General features: G+C 67.7%; 18 protein-coding genes, 1 tRNA gene and 1 pseudogene. 9 read left to right on the forward strand and 11 right to left on the reverse strand.

Features of this window, described 5'->3' with window-relative positions:
• Nucleotides 1–580 (reverse strand): transposase family protein (locus FLL47_RS13830; protein WP_144120925.1); only part of this gene is annotated, 580 nt, incomplete at its 3' end.
• A gap of 476 nt (nt 581–1,056) precedes the next feature.
• Here FLL47_RS13830 and FLL47_RS13835 point away from each other — a divergent pair.
• Together FLL47_RS13835 and FLL47_RS13840 are read left to right on the forward strand one after the other, a co-directional pair.
• Complete coding sequence (locus FLL47_RS13835; protein WP_144120926.1) at nt 1,057–2,025, forward strand: leucine-rich repeat domain-containing protein; 969 nt, start codon at nt 1,057–1,059, stop codon at nt 2,023–2,025.
• Between the two features lie 662 nt (nt 2,026–2,687).
• Nucleotides 2,688–3,983 carry an IS110 family RNA-guided transposase gene (locus tag FLL47_RS13840; protein WP_246157898.1) on the forward strand — a complete coding sequence of 432 codons (1,296 nt, stop codon included), beginning with the start codon at nt 2,688–2,690 and terminating at the stop codon, nt 3,981–3,983.
• A 2-nt stretch (nt 3,984–3,985) separates the two neighbouring features.
• On the opposite strand, the gene FLL47_RS13845 is transcribed toward FLL47_RS13840, so the two are convergent.
• Nucleotides 3,986–4,816, reverse strand: coding sequence for a pentapeptide repeat-containing protein (locus FLL47_RS13845; RefSeq protein ID WP_144120927.1), 831 nt, complete (start codon nt 4,814–4,816; stop codon nt 3,986–3,988).
• A 213-nt stretch (nt 4,817–5,029) separates the two neighbouring features.
• On the opposite strand from FLL47_RS13845, the gene FLL47_RS13850 reads away from it, so the two are divergent.
• Entirely contained in the window at nt 5,030–5,725 is a 696-nt protein-coding gene (locus FLL47_RS13850; protein WP_144120928.1) for a VOC family protein, read from the forward strand.
• A 196-nt stretch (nt 5,726–5,921) separates the two neighbouring features.
• Here the strand turns inward: FLL47_RS13850 and FLL47_RS13855 are convergent, their stop codons facing one another.
• On the reverse strand, nt 5,922–6,626 hold the full coding sequence (locus FLL47_RS13855) for a hypothetical protein (protein WP_144120929.1): 705 nt from the start codon (nt 6,624–6,626) through the stop codon (nt 5,922–5,924).
• 240 nt (nt 6,627–6,866) lie between these two features.
• Here FLL47_RS13855 and istA point away from each other — a divergent pair, with 240 nt between their 5' ends.
• The 5 genes from istA to FLL47_RS42915 all read left to right on the forward strand — a co-directional run bounded on the left by istA (nt 6,867) and on the right by FLL47_RS42915 (nt 11,467).
• The gene (istA, locus tag FLL47_RS13860) at nt 6,867–8,483 is read left to right on the forward strand and encodes an IS21 family transposase (RefSeq protein ID WP_186315731.1); all 1,617 of its coding nucleotides are present in this window, start codon (nt 6,867–6,869) and stop codon (nt 8,481–8,483) included.
• Entirely contained in the window at nt 8,480–9,265 is a 786-nt protein-coding gene (gene istB, locus FLL47_RS13865) for an IS21-like element helper ATPase IstB (protein ID WP_144120931.1), read from the forward strand. The genes istA and istB overlap by 4 nt, the downstream gene beginning before the upstream one ends.
• Nucleotides 9,262–9,705: a hypothetical protein gene (locus FLL47_RS13870; RefSeq protein ID WP_144120932.1), complete on the forward strand. Its 444-nt coding sequence runs from the start codon at nt 9,262–9,264 to the stop codon at nt 9,703–9,705. The genes istB and FLL47_RS13870 overlap by 4 nt, the downstream gene beginning before the upstream one ends.
• A 167-nt stretch (nt 9,706–9,872) precedes the next feature.
• Nucleotides 9,873–11,285: an LGFP repeat-containing protein gene (locus FLL47_RS43620; protein ID WP_144120933.1), complete on the forward strand. Its 1,413-nt coding sequence runs from the start codon at nt 9,873–9,875 to the stop codon at nt 11,283–11,285.
• A gap of 23 nt (nt 11,286–11,308) precedes the next feature.
• Nucleotides 11,309–11,467, forward strand: coding sequence for a hypothetical protein (locus FLL47_RS42915; RefSeq protein WP_186315723.1), 159 nt, complete (start codon nt 11,309–11,311; stop codon nt 11,465–11,467).
• Nucleotides 11,468–12,011: 544 nt separating this feature from the next.
• On the opposite strand, the gene FLL47_RS13880 is transcribed toward FLL47_RS42915, so the two are convergent.
• Both FLL47_RS13880 and FLL47_RS13885 read right to left on the reverse strand, forming a co-directional pair.
• Nucleotides 12,012–12,081 (reverse strand) — tRNA-Val (locus FLL47_RS13880).
• A 60-nt stretch (nt 12,082–12,141) separates the two neighbouring features.
• Entirely contained in the window at nt 12,142–14,847 is a 2,706-nt protein-coding gene (locus tag FLL47_RS13885) for a BTAD domain-containing putative transcriptional regulator (protein ID WP_144120934.1), read from the reverse strand.
• Nucleotides 14,848–14,986: 139 nt separating this feature from the next.
• Here FLL47_RS13885 and FLL47_RS13890 point away from each other — a divergent pair, with 139 nt between their 5' ends.
• Entirely contained in the window at nt 14,987–16,840 is a 1,854-nt protein-coding gene (locus FLL47_RS13890) for an Hsp70 family protein (protein ID WP_144120935.1), read from the forward strand.
• 144 nt (nt 16,841–16,984) lie between these two features.
• On the opposite strand, the gene FLL47_RS13895 is transcribed toward FLL47_RS13890, so the two are convergent.
• From FLL47_RS13895 to FLL47_RS13920, 6 genes and pseudogenes are all read right to left on the reverse strand, one after another.
• Nucleotides 16,985–17,536 (reverse strand): nucleoside/nucleotide kinase family protein, encoded by a 552-nt coding sequence (locus tag FLL47_RS13895; RefSeq protein WP_144120936.1) that lies wholly within the window; start codon nt 17,534–17,536, stop codon nt 16,985–16,987.
• Between the two features lie 111 nt (nt 17,537–17,647).
• Nucleotides 17,648–18,655: a helix-turn-helix domain-containing protein gene (locus FLL47_RS13900; protein ID WP_144120937.1), complete on the reverse strand. Its 1,008-nt coding sequence runs from the start codon at nt 18,653–18,655 to the stop codon at nt 17,648–17,650.
• Nucleotides 18,656–18,873: 218 nt separating this feature from the next.
• Entirely contained in the window at nt 18,874–21,162 is a 2,289-nt protein-coding gene (locus tag FLL47_RS13905) for a hypothetical protein (protein WP_144120938.1), read from the reverse strand.
• Nucleotides 21,163–21,168: 6 nt separating this feature from the next.
• On the reverse strand, nt 21,169–21,489 hold the full coding sequence (locus tag FLL47_RS13910; protein WP_144120939.1) for a helix-turn-helix domain-containing protein: 321 nt from the start codon (nt 21,487–21,489) through the stop codon (nt 21,169–21,171).
• The gene (locus FLL47_RS13915; RefSeq protein WP_144120940.1) at nt 21,486–22,604 is read right to left on the reverse strand and encodes a tyrosine-type recombinase/integrase; all 1,119 of its coding nucleotides are present in this window, start codon (nt 22,602–22,604) and stop codon (nt 21,486–21,488) included. Before FLL47_RS13915 ends, FLL47_RS13910 begins: the two co-directional genes overlap by 4 nt.
• 158 nt (nt 22,605–22,762) lie before the next feature.
• Nucleotides 22,763–23,260, reverse strand: a pseudogene (locus FLL47_RS13920) (M23 family metallopeptidase); the annotation flags it as partial.
• Nucleotides 23,261–23,462: the final 202 nt, after the last annotated feature.

The following is a 23,462-nucleotide window of genomic DNA, read 5'->3' on the forward strand; positions in this document are numbered from 1 at the left end:
CTTTCTGTCTTCGGTGGGGCACGCACAGGCCGGTGCCGGTGTAGGCGGCGTCGGCGAAGCCGCCTGGTCCGCCGTCGGCGTGCAGCCGGCCTTCGAACCTGGTGGCGAGTCCGGACTCGCGCCAGGCTTTCGCATCGTGCATCGCTCCTGGCTGCGGCGCTCCGGTGAGCACAAGCCGGCCGTGGAAGGAGCCGACGACCTGGATGTTGAACCCACACCGGTGCCGCTTCCCGGAATACATGCCCGAGGTGTAGGTGTCCTTGCGTCGGTCGCCGGTCGGGGCGAGGAACCCGTCGACGCGCACGGTGGAGCGCAGATCCCGGGCGGCGACCTGCTCGGCGACCGGGGCGAGCACCGTGGTGACGACCGGGGCGATCCGGCCGATCAGGCGGGACACGGTCTGGGAGCAGTCGAACAGCTCGGCCAGCAGCGTCTGCGACAGGTTGTGGCGCAGGTAGAGCAGGACCATCAGCACCGTGCGGTACGGGCCGACGGCACGGCGGCGCGCTGGGTCCAGGCTGCCGTGGGCGTAGACGTCGAGGACGAGCCGGTCGACCTGATCGCCGGTCAGGCCCGTCATAGTCTCTACCCGTGGCGGCCTGTCCGCGAAGATCGGTTGAGTTGTCACAAGCCAGGTGATCTACCCGCGGACGGGTCGTCGTCTACCTCCGACAGATCACAGGTTGACCAAACGCTCCGGCCGTTAATCGATGTCTATCGAGTGAATAGCTCTCTTAGTTGGCCAATGAGCAGGTTAGTTAGCCGCACGATCACCTCGAGGTGTGAAGCTGGTATGGCGAGGGCCGGCAGATGGCCCTCCGGGCGACAGTCGGCCTCAGCGTCTATGCGATCGCGGTAGCGTGCGGAAATGCCGTTCCCCGATGAGCGCAGCCCAGGTCGCCGTGGTCGATTACCCGGCCGGGGTGGCCAGCGGTTGGCCGAGCAACTGCGTGAGGTGCTGGGCGACCTCGCGGTTGCGGTCGATCATGTGGGTCGGAGGATGTGCACACGGATTAAGACACTTGGCAGTACGTGGAAGGGTCTCGGAGTCGTTCTATGTACCAGTTTCTAGAACTTGAGTCACCCCTGGACAGGGATCACCTTAAGGTCGCTGTTCCGGACGTTGAGCGAGTCCAATTCGACGAGCCACTTACCAACGACGACTACCAGTTGCTCGCGCAGGTTCTCGAGCAATGTCCACACGTCACTCTGCGCGTGTACGGATACAGTCAGGAACTTGCGGGTCTGGACTTCCTCCGTTTGTTTCCTGAGCTCCGGCGCTTCAGCGTCAGCAACTTAATGCTGCTGGATGACGTGTCGCGGTTAAACGTTCTGCCTGATGACCTCGAGTATCTAGATCTCGGCGAGACGAAAAGGCCGCTCGACCTGACGCCGCTCAAATTCTCCCGGCTCTCCGGGCTGCGGGTGGTCGGACACCATCGAGGGTTGTCTGAGCTGGTTGCTCGCAACCACGAGCTGCGTGTCCTGTCGCTATGGAGGCTCCGGTTCGATCAGGTCCTACCTATAGTGGCGTTGCCGGACCTCGAATCACTTGTGCTCACACTTGGCTCGCTAACTGACTCGCACTGGCTGGCACAGTTCCCCAGCCTGCGCTTTCTAGGCATCAGGCAAACCCGTCGCCTGGCCGACCTGAGCCCCGTCCGCGACTTGTCCAAGTTGGAATGGTTGTGGCTTGACACGCTGTCAGGCGTTAGCCTTCTTCCTGACTTTAGCGCGAACGCCGCATTGGTTCGTGCGGATCTTGACGGTCTGCGCAGCATGCAGGCGGATAATGCCCTCGAAGGTCTTGTGACGGCTCCGAACCTTGAGCAACTTAGCGTCTCCAACTCTCGACTTCCTGTAAGCGCATTTGAGGTGTTGCGTTCTCATCCTCGCCTGTCGTTCATCAGCGTCGGTCTTGGCAGTGCAAAGCGCAATCGTGAAGTCGAGGACATGCTTGACGTAGTGGCTGCGCCTAACATCTTTCAATTCGCGCGTCAGCAGGGAATTTCGCTCATCCTTTAGCCAGGCGAAGGCAAAGTCGGGGTGGCTGTGGCACTGAGGGCTGGTGTCCTGGCCGTCAGGTCTCCGTCACCGTCGATGCGGTGGGCGAGTTCGTTCATGTATGTGACGAGGCGCGCCTTGAGACTGATGTGATGGCGGTATGGGCGTTTGCCGTGGAAGCGGCGCCACTGCCCGTAGAGGTCACGCCGGACCTTGGTTGCGCAGGTCGCCATTCTCGGGGCGAAGAAGTATTCGCTTTGGGTCAGGTGAATCCAGACCACGACGGAGGCGAGTAGGCGCTTCGGCTGGCCCCAGTCGGTCGCGCGGAACCGTGGCGGCCGGGGTCTTTCGCCGGCGATGAGATCGACGGTGAGGGCCTGCCACTCGTCGGGTGGGACGGACCGGGTTGACAGCACGTCGCGTCGCTGGCTGTAGTTGACTAGGCCGTGTTTCGAAGTCGTGGTGTGTTGGTGACGCTTCTATGTAGTTGGTGATCGGGCCCGGGGTTCGTGATCCGTTAGGTTGGTGCCGGTCGTGTCGGTGTGACTCATTATCGATCTGACCGTCTGGGTGGCGTGTCCTTTTGGTGACTCGTCCGCAGGCACGGCCGGCGTCGACCCGTTGTGCCTTGCTGGCCTGATCAGAAGCCTGTCCGTGTTCGCAGCACGTGACTCATCACAGATGTGCCGCCAGGTGCCTTCCCGGGCCGACGCCGTGACGACGGCTACCGCCAGACGAAGGGAGGCACCGCCGTGCCTATCGTGACAGAACAATCCGACCGCGGTCAGCCTGATCCGGGCTGGGTCGTTGGCGTCGACACCCACACCGACACCCACGCCGCGGCGATCGTGGACCACCTCGGCCGGATCCACGGCGAGATCCAGGTCCCGGCGGACCTGGCGGGAAACCAGCGACTGACGGCGTGGGCGTCCGACCTGGTCCCAGCTGAGGTACCGGTGTGCTGGTCGGTGGAAGGCACCCGATCCCACGGCCACGGTCTGGTCCGGCATCTGCTCGCCGCAGGCCACATCGTCGTCGAGGCGCCGAAGCCCGTCAGCGGTACGCGGCGACGGGGCGGCAAGTCCGATGCCCTCGACGCAGTGCACGCCGTCCGGGCCGCCCTGTCCCACGCCCAGCTGGCCACCCCACGCGCGGACGGACCCCGTGAGGCACTGCGGATGCTCCTGGTCACCCGGCGGCACCACACCGACACCCGCACCGCGACCGTCAATCTGTTCAAATCACTGATTTTGACCGCGACCAGCCTGCGCGAGACCCTGCGCGGTCTCCCGACCGCAGCCCAGGTCCGCACGGTCCTGGCCATACACGCAAGCCCCGACACGGACTTGGAAGACAGCATCCGCCTGCAACAACTGAACCTGCTCGCCCGGCAGATCACCGACCTCGACAACATCCTCGCCGCCAATTACAAGCAACTCCGCGCGCTTGCCAGCCAGATCTGCGGGGCGCTGCTCGTCCAACCCGGAGTAGGTCCGTGCGCCGCCGCGACGCTGCTCACAGCATGGTCACACCGCGGCCGGGTCCGCAGCGAAGCCGCGTTCGCCTCCCTCGCCGGAGTCAGCCCCCTCATCACCGGCTCCGGCCGACACCACCGCCACCGCCTCAACCGCGGCGGCGACCGCGCCCTCAATGCCGCCCTCCACACCATCGTTATCACACGCCGCCGCATGAATCACCCCGCCACCAGCGACTACATCACCCGACGCACCGGCGAAGGCCGCACCCCCGGCGACATCCTCCGCTGCCTAAAGCGCTACAGCGCCAGGCAGCTCTTCCGCATCATGCAGTCGTGTGCAATGCCGTTCGGCACCGGGTTCGGCACAGGCCGAATATCCTGCGCTCATTGCCGGCAGGGCGACGCCGCAACATCGGCAGCCGGCGAAGCCGACTGGGACTGGATGCATCGCTACCGGTGCGCCACCAACCCGACCTCGCGTGCCTCGTCGCCGGCCTTCTGATTTCAGCCGTTGCCGCGTGTGCCGAAGCCGTCGGGCCAGGCCGTCGCTTCGTCGGCCACCACGCCGTCCATAACAGCGTCGCTCAGGTCCGCGCCGGTCAGGCGTGTGCCCCGCAGATCAGCGGTAGACAGTAGCGCTCCGCGCAGGTCGGCGTCACGAAGATCCGCGTTCCGCAGGCTGGCGCCTCGCAGGTCCGCGCTGATCAGCGAGGCTCGCCGAAGGTTGGCCGCTCTCAGATCGCAGCCTTTGAAGGTGCCGTGGTCGAGTAGCACGCCCTGCAGCCAGGCGCGCGCGAGGTTGGCGTGGTTGAAGTTGGCGTTGCCGAGCCTGCCGCCGTCGTTGACCTGGACGCCGCCCAGATCCGTTCGGGCGAGATACAGCCGAGCCGTCATCGGGTCGACAAGCCGACGCGATAACACATGGATCGCTGTCTGCGCCTCGGGTTGCCGGACCCTCAGCCACGGCAGCGCCATGTCGACGTCTTCGGTGAAGCCTGCGGTTCCGGACCCGTCAGGGCGATTCCACGGGACCCGGCGCCGGATCAAGGTCGCCAGCAGGAACATGACGCTGAGCCGATCTTCGGCGGAGTTCCTCGCGATCCGCTCCAGGGTGTAGATCCCACCGACCCGGACATCAGGATTGTCACTGCCGACATGGTCGATGGCACGAGCCAACAGCCCTGTGACGTGGCTTTCCCTGCCGACGCGCACCTGCAGCCAGGCGGCTATCGCACCGATCACCACGAGAATTCCGGCAGCCCCTTGCAGCATCGCAGAGCGGACGCCGTCGCGGAGCCCAGCCTGGACCTGCTGAACCTGGATACGGTCGACCACGTCGGGTATCTGGCTTCGTCCGTGATTTCGGGGTTCTGGCGCACTTTCCGTGAATGATCTAGCACTTGCGTCCGGTCGTCTCCGCAAGAGAATCCTGCATCCTAAGTGAGCGTCCGCGAATTTGGGCTACCAGTGGCCGGTGCGGCCGAGTCGGCGTGACATGGTCATGATCAGGCTGAGGTAAAATGGTGACACTCGGCGGGAAGGGACCGGATGGCCGGCGAACGCACCTACCCCGTGTTGCCGTGCGCGGACCTGGATGACGCACTCGCGTTCTACGTCGCGCTCGGGTTCACCGTCAGCTTCCAGCAGCGCCGCCCCTACCCCTGCGCGGTCGTGGAGCTGGACGACATCGCGATCCACCTGTTCACCATCGACGGCTTCGACCCGGCAACCTCGTACGGCAGCGCCATCATCACCGTCGCAGAGCCCGGTGAGCGACACGACGCGTTCAAGGCCGGACTGCGGGAACGATTCGGCAAGGTTCCGATCAAGGGCATCCCGCGCCTGCTCCCGCCGCGGCGCAAGGCCGGCACCGCCACCGGATTCTCGATCGTTGATGTCGGCGGCAACTGGCTCCGCTTCTACCGGGAGGGTTCGTCCGAGGACGACCCGACGGAACGACGATCCGGCCTGGGCCGGGTGATCGACGTCGCCGCACGGCAGGGAGACTCCCGCGGCGACGACGCCCAGGCGATCGTAGTGCTCGACGCAGGTCTCATCCGCCACCCCGACGCACCGCCGATCGAAAAGTTCGAGGCACTGCTCTATCGCGCAGAACTCAAAGCACGCACCGGAGCGGACACGGCCTCCGACCTCGCCGCCGCCAGCGCGCTGCTCACCGAGCACGAACTCGGCGCGGAGGCAGAGCAAGCGTTGACAGTCGCGGCTGAGACGGCGCGTTCCTAAGAGGATCTTTCACGAAATTTGTGCCAGAGCCGATTTCGGGACCCGTTTATATGCGAGATCGAGGCCCACCGGCTGAGGTCCAATTCTTGTGTTCGTGAGTTCAGGGCCCACCCATGTGGACGGTCTGACGGTCGGCGGCCCAGCGCCGTCGAGTCGCCAGCGACGTCCCTTGCGCTCTCCGCCACGAATCGGGCGGTCAGTTCATCCGATCGAGTTCCGGCTGCGTCCGTACCGGCTCGTCGGCGATGTACGTCGGGCTCAACTCGCAGAATGCTTCATCCGCCCATCGTCTGCGCACCGGGTCCGTGCAGGCGTCCAGAAATGCTCGCGCCGCGGCGGCGATGCGCTCACGGTGGACGGCAAGCTCCGAAACTCGTACGAGCACCACCGCCACAGTTATCGCCTCCTGTCGAACACCGGCGTCCGGATCGTCCAGAAACGCGGCGGCGGCATCGTACATCTGGGAACGGAGCCGCCGGACAGCGTGCCACGCCGAGTTCGGGTACTCCAGCGGCGAATAGCCAGCCAGCTCAACGAACTTACGGACGCGGACGTCACCGACTGCTTCCGCGACGAACGACAACCAGGTCAGCAGATGGCCTCGCAACGGCCGGAGTCTGCCGTCCGGGCTCCGGATCACCATATCGCCGCCTACCCTGCGGTCCAGCAGCGCCAGCACGTACCGGACGGCCGGCACCGCCGACGGGAATACGTTCGGATACTCGATGAACGAGCGGTCCCACAGATACGCCAGGCCCACCGTGACGGACCGCGGATCGTCAGCGACCAGACCGTGCAGCGAAGCCCGCATGTCGGGGTCCGGCAACCAGTACTCGTCCGTCTCGCAGGCCCGCATGATGTCGTCGACCATGTTGCGCAAGTCAGCCCGCTCCTCAGCCACGGCAGCATGATGACACAGCATCGACGAGCCGGTGGCGGCCGCTGCATCCACAAGATGATCTCTCGATCCTCTGTGCTCAGGGACATCGGTGGGCATGCCGTCTGCCAGGGGTGACCAGCGGTTTGTTTGCCAGTTCGGGGACTATCTCGCTCGGGTGGTTTTCGATGTTCGTGAGTTTCGGGCCCGCCTTGGCTGGTGGGAGCATCGGCTGGTCTGGACGGGAGCCTGCCGATGGCGCCGATGTCGAAGGTCGACCTGTTCGCGGCGATCCGACGGGACTCGCGGGCCGGTATGTCCGTGCGGGCGTTGGCTCGTCAGTATCGGGTGAGCCGCCGCACGGTGCGTTCGGCGCTGCAGTCGGCGTGGCCGCAGCCGCGCAAGCCGCTGCCCCCGCGGCCGTCGAAGCTGGATGAGTTCAAGCCGATCATCGACGGCATTCTCCGCGCGGACCTGGACGCGCCCCGCAAGCAGCGGCACACCGTGAAACGGATCTACGACCGGCTGATCGCCGAGCACGACATGATCGACGTGTCCTACGCGGTGGTCCGTGCCTACGTCGCGGACCGCAAACCGAAGATCCGAGCCGAGGCGGGCCGGGGACCGATCGACGTGTTCTTCCCGCAGACGCACCGGCCGGGCGCTGAGGCGGAAGTCGACTTCGGCGAGGTCGCCGTCAACCTTCGCGGCGAGCTGGTGACCTGCTTGCTGTTCGCACTGCGACTCTCATTCTCCGGCAAGACCGTCCACCGGATCTTCATCTCGGGTGGTCAGGAGGCGTTCCTGGAGGGGCATGTCCATGCGTTCACCACGCTCGGCGGTGTCCCCACCGGCAAGATCCGCTACGACAACCTCCGGGCGGCGGTGGCCCAGGTCCTCGGGTTCGCTCGGCAGCGGGTCGAAACCGCCCGCTGGACGGCGTTTCGATCCCACTTCGGCATCGATGCCTTCTACTGCCAGCCGGGCCTGCGAGGCGCTCACGAGAAGGGCGGCGTCGAGGGCCAGATCGGCTGGTTCCGCCGCAACCACCTCGTCCCCGTCCCCGTAGTCGACTCGCTGGACCAGCTCAACGCCATGGTCGACGCGTGGGACGCCGCCGACGACGCCCGGCGCATCGGCACCCGCGCCCACACTGTCGGGGAACTGTTCGCGATCGAACGGCCGCTGCTGGTGGCGTTGCCGGACGAGTCGTTCGAGACCGGGACCTGGCTCGGCCCGCGCGTCGACCGCTACAGCCAGGTCACCGTCCGCACGAACCGCTACTCAGTGCCGGTGCGGCTGGTCGGCCGGCAGGTCCGCGTCCACCTGCACGCCTCCCACCTGGTCATCTACGACGGTCGGATCGAGGTCGCCCGGCACGAACGGTTGATGGCCAAAAGCGGCAGCCGGCTCGACCTCAACCGCTACCTGGAAGGCCTGCTGCGCAAACCCGGCGCGCTGCCCGGTTCAACCGCGCTGGAACAGGCCCGCGCCGCGGGCAAGTTCACCCCGGTCCACGACGCGTGGTGGGCAGCCGTCCGCAAGACGCACGGCGACGCCGCCGGCACCCGAGCCCTGATCGAGGTCCTGCTCCTGCACCGGCACATGCCCCACGAGCACATCGTCGCCGGCCTGGCCGCCGCGCTGCGCGCCGGCGCGCTCACCGCCGACGCGGTCGCGTTACAGGCCCGCAAGTTCGCCGAGGCCGACGACCAACCAACCGACACCGATCAACCCGCCCGGCTGACCGGCAACGTCGTCTCCCTCACCCAACGCCGGCTCGCTCAGCTGCCAGCCGATACCCGGCCACTGCCCACCGTTACCGCATACGACCAGCTGCTCCGCATCTGTCGCCGCACCGCAGAAGGGACCAGGCCATGACTCGCCACCGAGGACTCACCGAGCAGGCCGCCGACGCGGCGATCGACTCCGCCTGCAGGCTGCTGCGCCTGCCGACCATCCGCGGCCAATTCCCCGAACTCGCCGAGGCCGCCGTCCGCAGCCAGATGACCTACCGCGGGTTCCTCGCCGAACTGCTCATGGCCGAATGCGACGACCGAGCCCGGCGCCGCTCCGAACGCCGGATCAAAGCGGCCGCGTTCCCCCGCGACAAGAGCCTGCGCGCGTTCGACTTCGACGCCAACGGCACCGTCGACCCAGCCACCATCCACACCCTCGCCACCTGCGACTGGGTCAAGAAGGGCATGCCGCTCTGCCTGATCGGCGACTCCGGCACCGGCAAGAGCCACCTGCTCATCGCGTTGGGCACCGAAGCCGCCATGGCCGGCTACCGCGTCCGCTACGTCCTGGCGACGAAACTCGTCAACGAGCTCGTCGAGGCAGCTGACGACAAGATGCTCGCCAAAACCATCGCCCGCTACGGCCGCGTCGACCTGCTCTGCATCGACGAACTCGGCTACATGGAACTCGACAAACGCGGTGCTGAACTGCTCTTCCAGGTCCTCACCGAACGCGAGGAGAAGGCATCCGTCGCCATCGCCTCCAACGAGGCGTTCTCCGGCTGGACCAAGACGTTCACCGACCCCCGACTCTGCGCCGCGATCGTCGACCGGCTCACCTTCGGCGGCAACATCATCGAGACCGGCACCGACTCCTACCGCCTCGCCCAAACCCGCAACCAACTCGCCAGCTCGAACCCATGACCCAGACGCCCGCGGACGTCATGATCGTCTACGCCCTCACCGAACCCGTCGACGGCTTCACCGCGCTTACGCCGCTGCCCGACTGGATCAGCGCCGACCCCATCCCGCACACCCACTGGGCGCTGCAAGCCATCCTCGCCCTCGCCGACACCGCCGACTACGTCCGCTGGGACGGCGACATGCGCCATCTCCCGTCCATCGGCGCCGTCATCGCACCACCCGACACGCATCCATACCTCGTCGTCAAGCAGGACAACAACGGCACCACCTTCGTGGTCAGCGACGTCGAGATCCCCGGACTCACCGACACCATCGAACGCTTCACACGCACCGAACGCAGCCTGATCGGAACCTGGACCCACCCAACCAGCCGGGACATCCCGACGCTGCTGCTGCCCACCTACCCTAGCCTCGCCGCAAAGTCCGACCCACCGTTCTGATCAATCCGAGACTGACCAAGGTGGGTCCCGAACTCACCAACAACGATCAAGCGAAAGCCGCCAACCTGGGCCCCGAAGCCACGCATATCTGGACCCGGTTCTCACCGACGAAGCCAGGTATCTGTGCCACCAGGCCGGCGTCCAGCTCCGGGTGCAGCAGGACAGGTATGAACACCCACGAGGTGATCACGACCACCCCGATAGCCGAGAACGCCGCGACAACGGGCAGCCGTGACGGATTCGTATTTATCGCATCAGGCCCTTCGCAGGAGGGATCGACATCCTTCAGCCGCCAAGGTAGCGGCCGCTGTCACCGGTACTGCCGGGCATCCTGTCCTGGCGAGGTCGCCTACGGCCCCCTGGGGATCCGGTCGGGCGTCGATATGCACCACGGTGGACCCCCACGCCGCGAGGGCGGGGCGGCAATCCGACAGAAAATTAACGTCGATGCACCGGTGTCATACCGTCGCGCTGACAAGGTCCGCCAGCGAGCCAGAGCGCAGAAGGGCGCTTCCGCGTCCGAGTTCGCTGTTCCCCATGGTCTGCAGCTCAATCCGATCGTCCTGGCCGTCGTCGCCATCCGCGACAAGCACGCCGCGCTCAACGGGGCGCCCGGTGGCAAGGTCGGCGACATCGAGACGTCGAAGGCGGCTCGGGGTTCGTCCAGCGCTACGACAACAGCGCGATCTACCGGCGCACGCGGTTGGCGCGTGGTGGGTCCTCGGCGGCATCTACGGCAAGTGTCTCGCGCTGGGCGGTCCGGCGCTGCTCGGGTTTGCACTGACCGACTAGACCGCGACCGCCGACGGAGTCGGCCGCTTCAGCCACTTCGAGAACGCGTCGATCTACTGGCACCCGTCCATCGGCGCGTACGAGGTACACGGCTCGATCCGCGACTGCTGGCAGCGGTTCGGTTCGGTTCGGAAGCATACGGGTACCCGATCACCGACGAGACCTCCACCGGCTCGGTCCGCGGCAGGTTCAACCACTTTCGCCGCTTCGGCGCCGACGGCACCGGCTACGACGGGTCGATCTACTGGTCGCCGGCCACCGGCGCGCACCCCGTCTACGGCGGCATCAGGGGCCGCTGGCTGGAACTGGGCGAGGAAGGCAGTTACCTCGGCCTGCCGGTGAGCGATGAACTGGCCTGGACCGACCCGGACACGAACAAGACGGGCCGCACCAGCCATTTCGAACGCGGCGCGATCGCCTGGACCTCCGACGACGACAAGACCGTGGAGTTCCCGGCCCGCCGGGTCATGCGGTCGGGCCACATCGGCGTCTCGTCGGTCGGCGGATGGGTCGAGCTGGTCCTGACCAGCGCCGGGACCTTCCACTTCCGCGGCCACCTGCAGAACAGCGGCTTCGTCGGCCTGTACTGCACGGTCGCCGCGGCGGTCAGGATCCCGGGCACCGACAAGGCGGTCGCGGCGCAGCGCGAGGCGAACGTCGGTGGCACCACGTCCATCGACGACCGCGATGAGGACTGGGACGACAGCGGCACCACCCAGAGATCCGCACCCACTGGGAAGCCCTCGCCACGGCGACCCAGATCAGCACCACCGTCGACGCCACCCTAGGCGCGTGGGAGGTCGTCACCCTCGTGCTGCTCCCCGCCGTCGGAGCGGTAGTGCTCATCGCCCTGGTGTCGGGTCCGCCGCAGGAGACCGTATGCAGTTACACAGCCGCATCCCACATGGTCGACGACGGCAACAACCACACGATCATCGAACCCGACGGAGTGCGCTGCCGCCGCCCGTGACGGGCCGCCCGGCGTGAATGAACCACCTGATGGCTACCCCTGCCAGCGTCGATGCCAAGGCAGCGCTGAGTCACGCCGAGCCGCTCGGGGGACGACCACCCTCGCCCGACACGCCGGCCGCCGGCCCGCTACGACGCATGGCGAGGACTTGACTGTGCTGGTGGCCTGTCACATGACGTTGTTGGTGCAACCGGCTCATGGCGCAGTCGGCCACTGCGACAGGCATGGTGCCAACCGTTCGCCCCGGTCACCCAACATCCGACATCGGTGTAGGACCGTCCCAGGCCGGGATTCGGCGAAATCCGCAAACCGCGCCAATTCAACAATCGCTGATACAGCGAGGCCGGCAGCAGCATCACACTGAGCCGCTGCGCCCATCCCGCACTCGATCCGACACTCTGCCCCGTGGCCTCGGCTCGTTCCTGCTGCGCCGAGACTAATCTGTCATATCAACCGAACTGGGATCTTTCGAACTCGAACCCAAGACGAAGTCCCAGCTCATCGAGCTGGGACTTCGAGATGACCCAATGTCCGTATTGTGGGTGGGCGATGCTGGGATCGAACCAGTGACCTCTTCCGTGTGAAGGAAGCACGCTCGCGCCACGCCACATCGCGCGCAACAAGTGTGAATCTGAGTGTTGTACAGGCCTCGAATATCAGCAGGAACGCACCCGTCAGGTTCCCTGTGCGTGGTGCATGTCCGCAACATGGATGAGTCGGGCTGTCTCATGGTCGATGTTGATCTCGAGTTCCTGTAGGGCGGAGCGGTATCGTTTGATCGCGTTGTGTGCCCGGGACTGCAGGCCGGCCTGGTTCCAGGCCTTTAGTGTCTGCCGGAAGATCTCGGTGTTGGCGGGTGACAGAGCACATGCCTGGTCGAGCAGCTCTGCTGCTTGGCGGGGATCTTCGGTGTTCTGGGCGAGGGTGACCAGGATATCGATGACTTTGCTGGTGTAGGTGTGCTGGTGGGGTTCGATCCAGTCATAGTCCGTGCCTTCGGCCAATGGTCCGGTGTGTAGGGCGAGTGCTCGCCGTAGGTGTTGTTGTCGGAGCTCGGGGTCGGTCGCTTGGGCTGAGGCGGTGAGGTGGTCGCTGAACTGCCACAGATCGACCTCGACGAGGTCTGGGGCGAGCCGGTATCGGCCGCCGGGGTTTGGGACGGCGTTGCGGGTCTTGTCGCCGCTGGCGCGGCGGAAGCCGTTGCGCAGGTCGGCGATGGTGACTGCGAATCGTTCCTCGGCCCGTTGCATGGTCGCGTCGGGGAACAGCATCTCCCACAGGTCGGCTTTGGCGACGTGGGTTCGCTGTACGGCGAGCAGGACGAGCGTCTGGGTGGCTTTGGTGCGTAGGCCGGTGATCGGTTGGCCGTGGTGGTCGAGGATCTGCGGCCTTCCGATGATCTTCACTTGGGTTTTCGTGGTGCCCGGTGTGGTCGGTGCTGCGGCTGGTTCGGGTTCGATGACGGTGAGCTGGCTGCTTGGCGGTGGGGTGGTGGTTGCTGGTGGGTTGGTGTGATGGAGCAGGTCGAGGGTGCTGGTGGTGTCGAGGGTGGTGATCCTGGTGCCGTGGTCGGTGTGGCCGTCGGTGTCGACGGTGATGGTGACGGCGCCGGGGTGGGTGTTGAGTAGGACGGCGCCGATGTTGCTGCCGGCTGCGACGGGCAGCAGTGCGTCGAGGACCTTGTCGTGGCCGTCGGTGGTGTCGAGCAGCAGGACCGTGGCCGACGGCGGGGGTTGGTCATTGTCTTGGGCTTGGCGGGTGCGCGACAGGATCTGCCGGGTGATGTGTTCGATGGCATCGGCGGTGGTGGCGGCGACGGTCAGGCGGGGGTGGTGCAGGTCGCCGTCGCCGAGTAGCGCGCCTGTGGTGGCGATGGTGGTGATGAGGTTGTCGGGGTTTGGGTTCGGCAAGGTGAGGGTGGCGGCGATGAGGCCACGGGCTGCGGCGTGAGCGCCGGGTCCGGCCAGGACGAGTCCGCCGGGTGGCAGTGTTCCGATGCCGGCCAGTTCGGGACCGGTCGCAGTTTGTAGCGGCTCCACCACGGTGTTGGCGTCTTCGGTAGGTGCGTCGGCGTCCGCGTGGGCGTAGGCGTCGCCGTTGACCGACCGGTTGGCTGGAGGCAGGGATGGATGCTCCGTGGGTCCGCTGCCTGCCGTGGTTACCGTCTGCGCGAGGCAGCCCTGGTCGCCGTCGGGGTCGTCGATGTCGGGTTGGCTGTTGCGGCGTAGTGCTTGGCGCAGGCGGCCGACGATGTCGGGTAGCGGCGGCCACCATGGGTCGGTGTCCTGCAGGCCTGAGGGTTTGCGGGGGCGGTAGCGGTGGTGGCGCATTGCCCAACCGCCGGCGATGGCGGCCAGGATGCTGGCAGCCATCGCGGTGCTGACCCATCCGCCGGGCAGGGTAATACCTGCGGACGGCAGTGTCTGCGGGCTGCTGCCCGGGCTTGTGTCGCCATGGTTGTCGGCTGTGGACGGGGCGACGGTGGTCGCATCGGGCTCGACGACACCGTCCGGGTCGGCGTCGGTCGGCGCGGGGAAGGTCGGCTTCGGCGGTGCCGGCTCTGGTGTCGGCCGTTGCGGTGGTGCGCCGGGAGCTGGGACGCCGACGCGTACTGCACCGGTCGGTGGTGTGGCGTCGGCGGGCAGGCGCAGGTCCCAGCGCGGGTAGATGACGTCGCAGTCGCGTAGCTTCCCGCCGGTCTTGGGCCAGTGCCGGTGCCAGTTCAGGCGGCAGATCTCGGGCCAGCGGTCGGCGTCGCCTAGCCACTGTCTAGCGATTTTCGACATGGTGTCGCCGCGTCGCACGATCGCGTGGTAGCGCTCGCCGCGGACGGTGAACGTGATCGTCCCGTGGTGGACCTCGGTCGTGGTCGCCGCCGACACCGGCGGCACCGCCTCCACGACGTCGCGCGCCCCGACCGCCGCGTAGGCAGCCGCGTCGGGGGCGGCGACCACGTGTGTGGGGGCAGGCTTGTTCGCGGCGCGGGCAGCGCTGCCGACGACCGTGATGACGACCGCGCCGACCAGACCAGCCGCAACGGCCCGCAGCGGCGCGGGCAGCCGCCAGCTCGAAGTGTCGACCCGGGCCACCACCGACAGGACCTCCGCGGCCACCGCGGCGAGCAGCCCTGCCCACAGCAGCCACCCGGCGCACGCGAACAGCCCGACCACGAACGGCACCGTGACCGGCTGCGCCAGCCACGCCATCCACTGCTCCCCTGTCGGCCACGCGTCCGGCAGCGGCCATCCCACCAGCACTACCAGCGCCGCGGGCAGCCCGGCCAACATGACCAGCAGTCCGCACGCAGAGATCAATCCGCGCATCGCCCGGCCCGCGAAACTGCCGCGTGGTCGGCTGGTCGTGGGTGTAGGTGCTGACATTGGTGCTCCTCCCCCCAGGCGGCCTCGTCCATCGACCGCCGTTCATCATCATTGATTCGACCCGTCGTCCGCCACATCCGGTAGCCGGACCGTCACCACGGGACAGCGCCACCGCGAACGGTTTGGCACACTGCCCTGTATGGAATCGACCACGGTCACGCTCTCCGTCGACATCGGCGAGCAGTCCACCGTGGCCGTGGCCGCGGTCGGGCACCGCCGCATTCCGGTCCTGTTCGGCGCGACGACCTCGACTCCGTCGACTGTCACCGTTCCCCCGGGCGGCGACGACGCCGAGCCCATGGTGGTCACCGATGTGCGCTCGGCGCTGGCAGCCGACGGTGTCGGCGTACAGGCTGTCGCGGTGTTGCTGCGCCGCGTCGTCGACGCCGCCACGTCGGCAGCCGGGCCGGTCACCGATCTCGTTCTGACCGCTCCCCCGGCTTGGGGGCCCCGCCGGCACGCTCTGCTGCGCCAAGCCGCCGCCTCGGCGGGACTGCCCGCCCCGGCCGTCGTCGCCGCACCGGTGGCAGCCGCCGCTCACGCCCATACCGTGGACCCGGTCCCGGAGGGCGGGTGCGCCCTGGTCTGCGATACCGGTGCGGCTGGCACCGACGTGTCGGTGGTGCAGCACATCGGCGGTGGCTGGCAACTGCTGTCGACGATCGGTGTGCCGCAGGTCGGCACCCAGGCGCTGGAACGGGCGCTCATCGGACACCTGCCCGTGCCGGTACCCGATGACGGCGGATCCGGCAGTGGTGTGCCGCAGGCGGTCCGAGCTGCTCTGGTGCAGCTGGCCGACACCGGCCGGGCGGCCGTCGTGCTGCCCGATCCGCACCCGCCGGCACTGCTCACCCGCAGCCACCTGGAGCAGCCCGCAGCACGGATGCGGCAGCAGATCCTCGCCGCCGCGGACCAGGCCGTCGCAGCCGCCGACATCGACCCCGAGCTGCTGGCCGCCCTCGTCGTCCTCGGCGACGCCGCCGCACAGGTCGGCGCAGGCGACGCCTTGCGGGACCGGTTCGCTCTGACCCCGGCACCTTTGCAGGCTGAAGCACTGGCGCGTGCCCACGGCGCGCTCGACAGCCACCAGCCTCGACCGGTCGCGCCAGCCGAGCCCGTCACCGGCGCCAGGGTGCGAGTACGGCACCTGGCCGCCGTCATCCTGCCCTCCATGGCAGCCGGTGTCCTGGCGATCCAGGCCATCACCGACACTCAGCGCCTGCTGCCCCACAACCTGACCTACACCACCGACGACTACGCCAAGATCACCGCCTACTTCAACATGCCCCAATACGCCGTCGCCGCCATGTTCACCACCTACGCCGCGATCGCCGGCGGACGCTTCGCCGCCGCGGCCCTGCTGCGCTACGACCACACCGACAACCGCACGGGACACCACGCTGCACGCGCCGGACGGCTCCTCGCGTTCACCGCCGCCATCGGCCTGGCCATCGCCGGCCTGTTCGGACTACTCGCCGACGCGATCTTCGGCGGCTCCCCGGAACTGGCACCCGATTTCCTGACCCCCACCCTGACGGCGGCCGCGCCCGCCGCCGCAGTCGCGATCGCCGTCGGTCTGACCGCACCACTCATCCCGGCACTACGCGACAAACCCTGGGCAGACCCACTGCACCACCCCGTCACCGCGATGCTCCTCGCAGCAGCGGGCATCGCCGGAATGCAGGCCGCATGGAACGGCCTGCCCTTCGACGCACCGATCTCCTACGACCTGGTCGTCATCATCGGCGGACGCGGCGGCGCCGCACTGCTCGGCATCGCCGTCGCACTCACCCTCACCCGACGCCGCGCCGCCGCGACCGCCCTCGCAGCCGTCCTCAGCCTCGGCTTCGCCATCGTCCATGTCCCCTCAAACGACAGCGTCCTGATCACCATCTACCTCATAGCTGCAGCCGCCTGGTGGATCCGCCAAGCCATCGCCGTCGCCCTGCTCACTGCACCAGGCAACCTGCTCAAACGACTGCTCGGCAGTTGACCAGCGGGTCAAGACGGCACCGCGGATCATGGGCGTCGCCGCACATGCGGTGGCGATCGGCCCAACGGCACTACGTTGCGCGGACCCTGCGGCCGTCACTGGGCTGATCACTGCGGGTGGCTCGGTCGGCGCCCCGGGGCCCGGCTACCCGTTGGCTCGGAGCAGTTCCAGCGCGGCCGCGGACAAGACGTCCTCACCGACCTCAGGCAGCGGCGCGCGAGCATCGATGATCGCGTCGACCCACCCTGACAGCACCCGTTGATCGTCATCCAGGTTGTCGAGGACGAACCGGCGGCTGTCGCCCATGCGCCCGTAGGGATTGCTACGCGAGGGCTCGTCCAACCGGGCGGTCATGGTCGGCGAGTCGACGAACAGGCCGATGACAGCGTCGAACCGGTCCGCCAGTTCGGCGGCGTTGTCGGCTCGGCCGCACAGGAACAGCACCTGCGCGCCCGAGTCCGCAGCGGCGGCGATCACCGCGTCGAGGACTTCTCGCCGCCAGACCCAGCGATGTCGCGTCAGCCAGCTGCGGTCAGGGTCGGTCGGCCAGGGCACACCACGACCATGATCATCGACCCAGTCGCAAAGGCCCAGATAGCCGTCAAGGCTGACGGCTTGGTGGCCGTGCTCGACGAGCCAGCGTGCCAGTGCGCTCTTGCCCGCAGCTGAGACTCCAGTGATCAGCACGGTTTTCACGTCTTCACCACCCAACCCGACGGCTTGCTCCCGACGATATCCGTGCGTGCAGGTCGCCTGCACATGCAGCCACGGCAACTGCCGCATGCGTATGCCCGAAGCGGGCGTACCTCATCCGGCGAACACCGCATGTCGTGATGCCCATGGCGAGGCGTTGGCCGTTGTCCGATCGCCACGTGGCGGCGCTTTCGAAGACCCCGGGCGGGCTTGTTCGGTCCTGTCGGATCCGGGGTGCGCGGTATGGCACCTCGTGCACCTGACGAACTTGCCCGCGTGAACGGGTGACGGGATCATGCGCGATTTCGGGGAGCACTCGCCACACCATGCCGGCGGCCTGTGACGCGGCGGCGGGTGTGGCACGTGGCGCGGTCGGGGTGGTGCCGGCAGGTCGCCGAGCCGGGCGCGTAGTACCGCGGTATAGGACCTGACGCCGCCGGGGTTGGCGGCCAGGTGCGCGGCGAGGTCTGGCCGCTTCCACCCGGCGGTGAGCGCGGCGGCGACCAGCGGAGCGAGTGCCACGGCGGTGCGGCGGCCGACGGACCACGGGTGGTCGAGTTCGAGCAGGAGACGTGCCGCGTCGGTGAGTTCGTCGGGTGCTGGAGGGGTTACCTCCTCCTCCAATATGGTTCGGCGGCGGTGTACCGCCTCCCGTTTGATGTTTGTGCTGTTCGCGGCGTTGGGTGCGGGTGGCGGCAGGCCGCCGCCCGGCAGAGTCGGCGACCGGCGGTCACCCACCGGGCGGCGGTGGGCCGCCGCCCGGTTGTCCACAGGCTCGGCGGCAGCCGGGCCGGCCTGTGGTTCGGAATGCGCATCGGCGGCGGGCGGCTGCGCGCGGCGTTCCATTGCCAGGTCATAGACGATGGGGCGCCGATCGGCGGGCAGGGACGCGACTCGGCGCTGGTCGCCTCGGCGGATGAGACCGCGCGACTCGAGGGCGGCGAGGTCGTCGCGGATGGTGCGCGGCTTCTTGCGGGTGTAGCGGGCCAGCCGCTTCTGGGACGGCGCGGTGCCCCTGCCGTCGGCATCGGCATGGTTGGCCAGTGCGAGCAGCGTGGCCACCAGGTTCGAAGGCAGGTCGGGCGCGTCGTTGAGCACCCAGGTGATCGCCTCGATACTCACCGGCGCGCCTCAGCATTGCCGACACGTGGCATGAACAGAGGCAGGGTCTGCGCCGGACGGCCGGGTCGGCTTGTAGGGCGTTGCGCCGCTTGCCGGCGGGCAGTGGCCGCGACCGCGGTTGACGTATCGCCTCCGGCGAGCGTATGGGTGTCGGCAGTACTGGGGGAAGGCATGTATTGACTCCCTGCGCTATTCGTATGGCCGCGCGTGCCGTTGTCCTACTCGGTGCCGTCCTGCGTGCTGGTGTTTCGGGCGAGATCGGCGGCGCGGGCTTCTATGTAGTGGGCCCAGTCGGAGCCGGCGTGGTTTGCCCAGTCCAGCGTTGTCTTGACGGAGAGGCCGAGGAGGTCGGCTGCGACGGCTGGGGGTAGGTCTCCGGTGAGGGCCAGCATCGCTGCGTGTCGTGCTGGTTGTGGGGTGAGTCCGTGGTTTTGCAGGCGTCGTTTCAGGCTGGGGGGCCCGATGGGCTGGCCCGCTGCGCGGCCGGGAAACAGGTAGGTGTGTTCGCTGGGGGTGGTGAGCGTTTTGAAGGTGACGGGTTGACGGATGAGCTCGTCGATGATGTTGGCGATTGCCGAGGGGAGGCGTGCTGGCGCGGGTCCGAGGGCGAGGTAGCGCTCGTCGTCGACGGCGATGATGTCGGTGGTCGTGAGTCGACTCGTTCTGGCGGGTGTCAGCCCGAACAAGATGATCAAGGCTCCGGCGGCGCGGACGTCGAGAGGTAGTCGTGTGTCGTTCAGGCAGCGGTGGAGTTGCTGTTGCAGCTCGTCGTCGGCCAGCGGCTGGAACTGGTGACGTCGGAAAAATCGGTCGGCGACGTGGACGCCGGCGGCCAGGTGGTGACGACGGGCCCAGATGATGAACCCGCGGATGCTGTGGCGCCGGTGCGGGTTCCCGCTGGTCAGCCAGGTGTCGATGTCGGCTTGCGTGGCGGTGGCGAGGTTCAGCCCGTGCTCGTCGAGCCAGTCGAGGAACTCGAGGGTGATGAGGATGTGGCTGCGCAGATGGTTTGCAGTCTTGGATGTGGTGCGGTTGTTGCCCGAGGCGCGGCGGCGGGCGCGGCGCAGCAGAAACCAGTGGACGTAGGGTTCGACGGTTTTGACCTGGTGGGCGGGCCGGTGGGCGAGGACGGACTTGAGCCAGTGTGGGATTCGGTCGAGGTATTCGTTGCGTTGAGGAAGCACGGTGGTCGCCATCAGCAGGTGGCGCACGAAGTGCGCCCGCTGGAGGTCGGTGATCTCGTCGAGTTGCTCGTGCGTGGGCGGGGACTGCCCGGTCGTGAGGTCGATGAGCATGCGGGCGGTGGCTGAGCGCTGCAGCCAGGGCCAGGTTGTCGCCGGGCGTCGGCTGGTGCGTAGTGCGTGGACGAGTGGCCGCAGGTGTTCGGCGACGGCGTCGCCGGATCCGTAGATGTCGGTGATCTCTTGATCGAGCACGCAGCGGTCGCAGCTGCCGAATCGTGCGGGAGGGCGGCCTTCGCCGCAGGTGAGGCAGAGGTAGTCGATGTCGGCTCCGGCGCAGAGGCCGCAGGTTGCAGCGCTGCCGACGTGGCCTGCGATGAGAACGCGAACCTGGCCGCAGGTCGCGCATTCGGCGGGGTTCTGCTTGACGGTGCGGTAGCAGCGGGCGCAGACCGGACCGGCCGGCCAGAGTGCTTTGGCGGGTGCCTGTTCACCGCACCGGTAGCAGGGGTGGTTTCGTTTGGGCTGGCATGTCTGGCAGAGAAAGGCTCCTCGTCCGCGGTCGGTGCGGTTGCCGAAGGTGTGGCGGCCGCAGCCGTGGCATGTTCCGGTTTTGCGCGGGACGCATGAGTTGCAGAGGTTGGGATGTTCTGCGGTCGCTTTCAGGGTGGTGGGGCGGACCTTGCCGCAGTTGCCGCAGGCGACGGCGGGGTCTTGGTGGCAGCGTGCGCAGAGGGGCCCGGCTGGTGTCTGGGCGGCTGCTGGAGCGAGGTTGCCGCACTTGCCGCAGGTGTGCAGCGGCCTGGGAATGCAGGAGTCGCATAGCCTCGCGGTGGTGCGCAGCGGCCGTTCATAGCCGCATCGTGTGCATGGGCCGCGTGACTGCGGTTCGGCGTCGCGGCAGGGACGGCAGATCAGGCCCTCGTCGCGGCGGTGGTCGGCGCGGGTGTGGCGGCCGCAGCGGGCGCATGGACCACGGCGCTCTTGGCGGTAGCAGGCCAGGCAAATCCGACCGCCTGGCCGGGTGGCGGGCAGGTTGTCAGATGGCTGCCGGCAGCGGATGCAGCGCGGCAGCTCGATCCTGTCGGCGCCGATCTGCCGCAGTGCGTGCGCGAGGTGGACGACGGCCAAGGGGCAGTCGGAGTGGCCGCTGGCGAACGTGTCCGGGTGCGTCTGCAGGTGGGCGCCCAGTTGGCGCAGACGCTGGGCTGCCTGCGCCGTCCCGGTCATGGTCAGTGCCTGCGACGCCGTTGAGGCAGCCAGCCCAGGGATCATCGCGACCAGCTGATCGCGTACTTGCTCGACGGTCCACCACTGGGTGCCCATCGCCGGTCACATGCCCTCCGGACGCCGGATGGTGCTGCGCCGCACCGCCGGGCGGCCCACCGCGCCGTCCGCCACTCGACGGCTCTGCTCGTTGACCACCCGCACCTCGATCAAATCATTGGGTGTGCATGACAGCGCATCGCAGACTGCGGCGAGGACATCCATCGACAGTCGTTGCGGTGGTTGGGTCACCAACCGGAACACCTGTTCGCGGGACAGGTGGACGCCGCGTTCGGCCAGTAGCGGCACCAGGTCGGCCGTGGCGAACATGCCCCGGGCGGCCATGAGCCGCCGCAGGTTCCACTCGATGCCCATCTTGGTGATCACGATGCGGCTGCCAGCGCTGGGTGACGGCTGTGCAGCGTGCGGTCCAGCAGCCGGTTGCGGTACTCGTCGGAGACGTGGGTGTAGATCCCGGTCGACGACGAGTAGCGGTGGCCGGCCTGGGCCTGGATGAACTGGTGCGGGTAGTCGAACTCGGCCAGATGCGTTATGTAGGAATGGCGCAGGCAATGAAGATCCAGCGCGGGATCGAGCCCGGCCGCGGCCTGCGCCCGGTTGAAGGCGTGCTCCACCGACCGCGTCGACATGCGGCCGCATCGCTCGGTGACCCACAGCGCCGGATGCGAACCCGGGGAGAACAGCGCCCGGACCTCGGTGAACCAGTCGGTGAGCACCGCCACGACCCAGTCCATCTCCGGCAAGGTCAGCACTGTCCGGCGCCGCGGCGGCCCGCCACCGGCAGCCTTGGCGAACCGCACCCGGATCGCGCCGTACTTGCCGTACTGGGCCATCTTCGGATTCCGGCCCAAGTCGTTGACGTCCAGCATCACCGCCTCGCGTCGGCGCAGCCCGAAGGCGTAGATCACTTTGAGTAGCGCGGCGTCCCTCTGGGCCGAAAGAGCGCCCTTGCGGCCACGGCCGCGGATCTGCTCCACCAGACCGTCCGCTGCGTCGAAAAGCGCCTGCACCTCGTCATAGGACAGTGACCGGCGCCGCGGGTCACCCTCGGCCTCCGACAGGTGAGTGATCGTGTTCCATTCGTTGAACACCAACTCGGGGCGCACACCGAACTTGTCCACACAGATCTGCGACCACCCATAGCGCGGATCGACCACGTACTCGTTGAACATCCTCAACGTGACCTGATAACCGCGCGCCGTGGAATACGCGATGGGACGGTGACCCGATCGCAGATGGTCGAAGAACGCCTCCATCTCCCCCGGCGTCCACTGCCACGGATAGAGGTTGCCGAAGGCGACCAACCGCCTGACCAGCAGCAGCCTCGGCGCGATCGTCTCCAACTGCAGAAACCGCGTACGCTGCTGCCTCGACCAGCCCTCAAGCATCCCGTCGAACACGGCCTGCTGCGCATCGAGATAAGCCAGCCCGGCAGGCATCACCGACTGCGCCGACCCCGCCAGAACATCAAGTTGACCCATGTTGCATCCAACGCAACATTGATGCATCGGTAACGCCGTGACCTGCGGATACATGGGCGCGCAAGAGATCGCCACGCCGTCACACGTCCCGCGGTCGTTGTCCCTCAGAGGACTTCAAAGGCGACGCACAGTAGGACGAATGTTGCATTGGATGCAATTCATCCGCTTTGGCCGAGTGACGCTGCGACGGTGTGCATGAAGGCGACGGGGTCGATGCCGGTGTCCCATCCGGTGCCCCCGCGATGCACTTCGAAGTGGAGGTGGGGTCCGGAGCTGTGTCCGGAGGACCCGACGACGCCGATGGGCTGGCCTGCGGTGACGGACTGCCCGACAGCCACGGATGGTGGTTGGAGCATGTGGCAGTAGCGGGTGTAGACGTCGCTGGTGTGGGCGATGTCGACGTAGTAGCCGCAGCCCTGGACTCGGGTGGGTGAGCCGTCGCGGTCGCAGCCCCAGCTGGCGGGGACGACGTTGCAGCGCACGCGTACGACGGAGCCTGCTGCGGCGGCGCAGATCGTGGTGCCGCGTGGTGCGCCGAGGTCGACGCCGTTGTGGCGGGGCCGAGACGGGGTGCGGTATCCGCTCCAGATGGGCGCGTGGACGGGTGCGGTCCAGCCCAGCGGCCCGACCGGGCCGCAGTGGCCGCCGGCGGTCGCGTCCGTGGCGAACAGCAGTGCCGGTCCGGTGATGCAGATGAGGACGAACGTGAGCGCGGTTGCGGTGACGAGGGCTGCGGTCTTACCTGGCATGATCATCTCCAGGGCATGGAAAAGGGGCGTGGGGGGGGGGGGGGGGGCCCCCCCCCCCCCCCCCGCAATGGGGGGGCCCGCCCAGGCCGGCCCCCCGGGGGTGTGTGGT

It is taken from the genome of Catellatospora sichuanensis, assembly GCF_007483665.1.
In the GTDB taxonomy this organism is placed as follows: domain Bacteria; phylum Actinomycetota; class Actinomycetes; order Mycobacteriales; family Micromonosporaceae; genus Catellatospora; species Catellatospora sichuanensis.

What these genes read in the sequence shown, in the direction of transcription:
- istB (WP_144120931.1), top strand. Translation starts at nt 8,480, where the DNA reads ATGACTCGCCACCGAGGACTCACCGAGCAGGCCGCCGACGCGGCGATC.
- FLL47_RS13870 (WP_144120932.1), top strand. Translation starts at nt 9,262, where the DNA reads ATGACCCAGACGCCCGCGGACGTCATGATCGTCTACGCCCTCACCGAA.
- FLL47_RS13905 (WP_144120938.1), bottom strand. Translation starts at nt 21,162, where the DNA reads ATGGGCACCCAGTGGTGGACCGTCGAGCAAGTACGCGATCAGCTGGTC.
- FLL47_RS13835 (WP_144120926.1), top strand. Translation starts at nt 1,057, where the DNA reads ATGTACCAGTTTCTAGAACTTGAGTCACCCCTGGACAGGGATCACCTT.
- FLL47_RS13850 (WP_144120928.1), top strand. Translation starts at nt 5,030, where the DNA reads ATGGCCGGCGAACGCACCTACCCCGTGTTGCCGTGCGCGGACCTGGAT.
- FLL47_RS13890 (WP_144120935.1), top strand. Translation starts at nt 14,987, where the DNA reads ATGGAATCGACCACGGTCACGCTCTCCGTCGACATCGGCGAGCAGTCC.
- FLL47_RS13885 (WP_144120934.1), bottom strand. Translation starts at nt 14,847, where the DNA reads ATGTCAGCACCTACACCCACGACCAGCCGACCACGCGGCAGTTTCGCG.
- FLL47_RS13915 (WP_144120940.1), bottom strand. Translation starts at nt 22,604, where the DNA reads ATGGGTCAACTTGATGTTCTGGCGGGGTCGGCGCAGTCGGTGATGCCT.
- FLL47_RS43620 (WP_144120933.1), top strand. Translation starts at nt 9,873, where the DNA reads ATGAACACCCACGAGGTGATCACGACCACCCCGATAGCCGAGAACGCC.
- istA (WP_186315731.1), top strand. Translation starts at nt 6,867, where the DNA reads ATGTCGAAGGTCGACCTGTTCGCGGCGATCCGACGGGACTCGCGGGCC.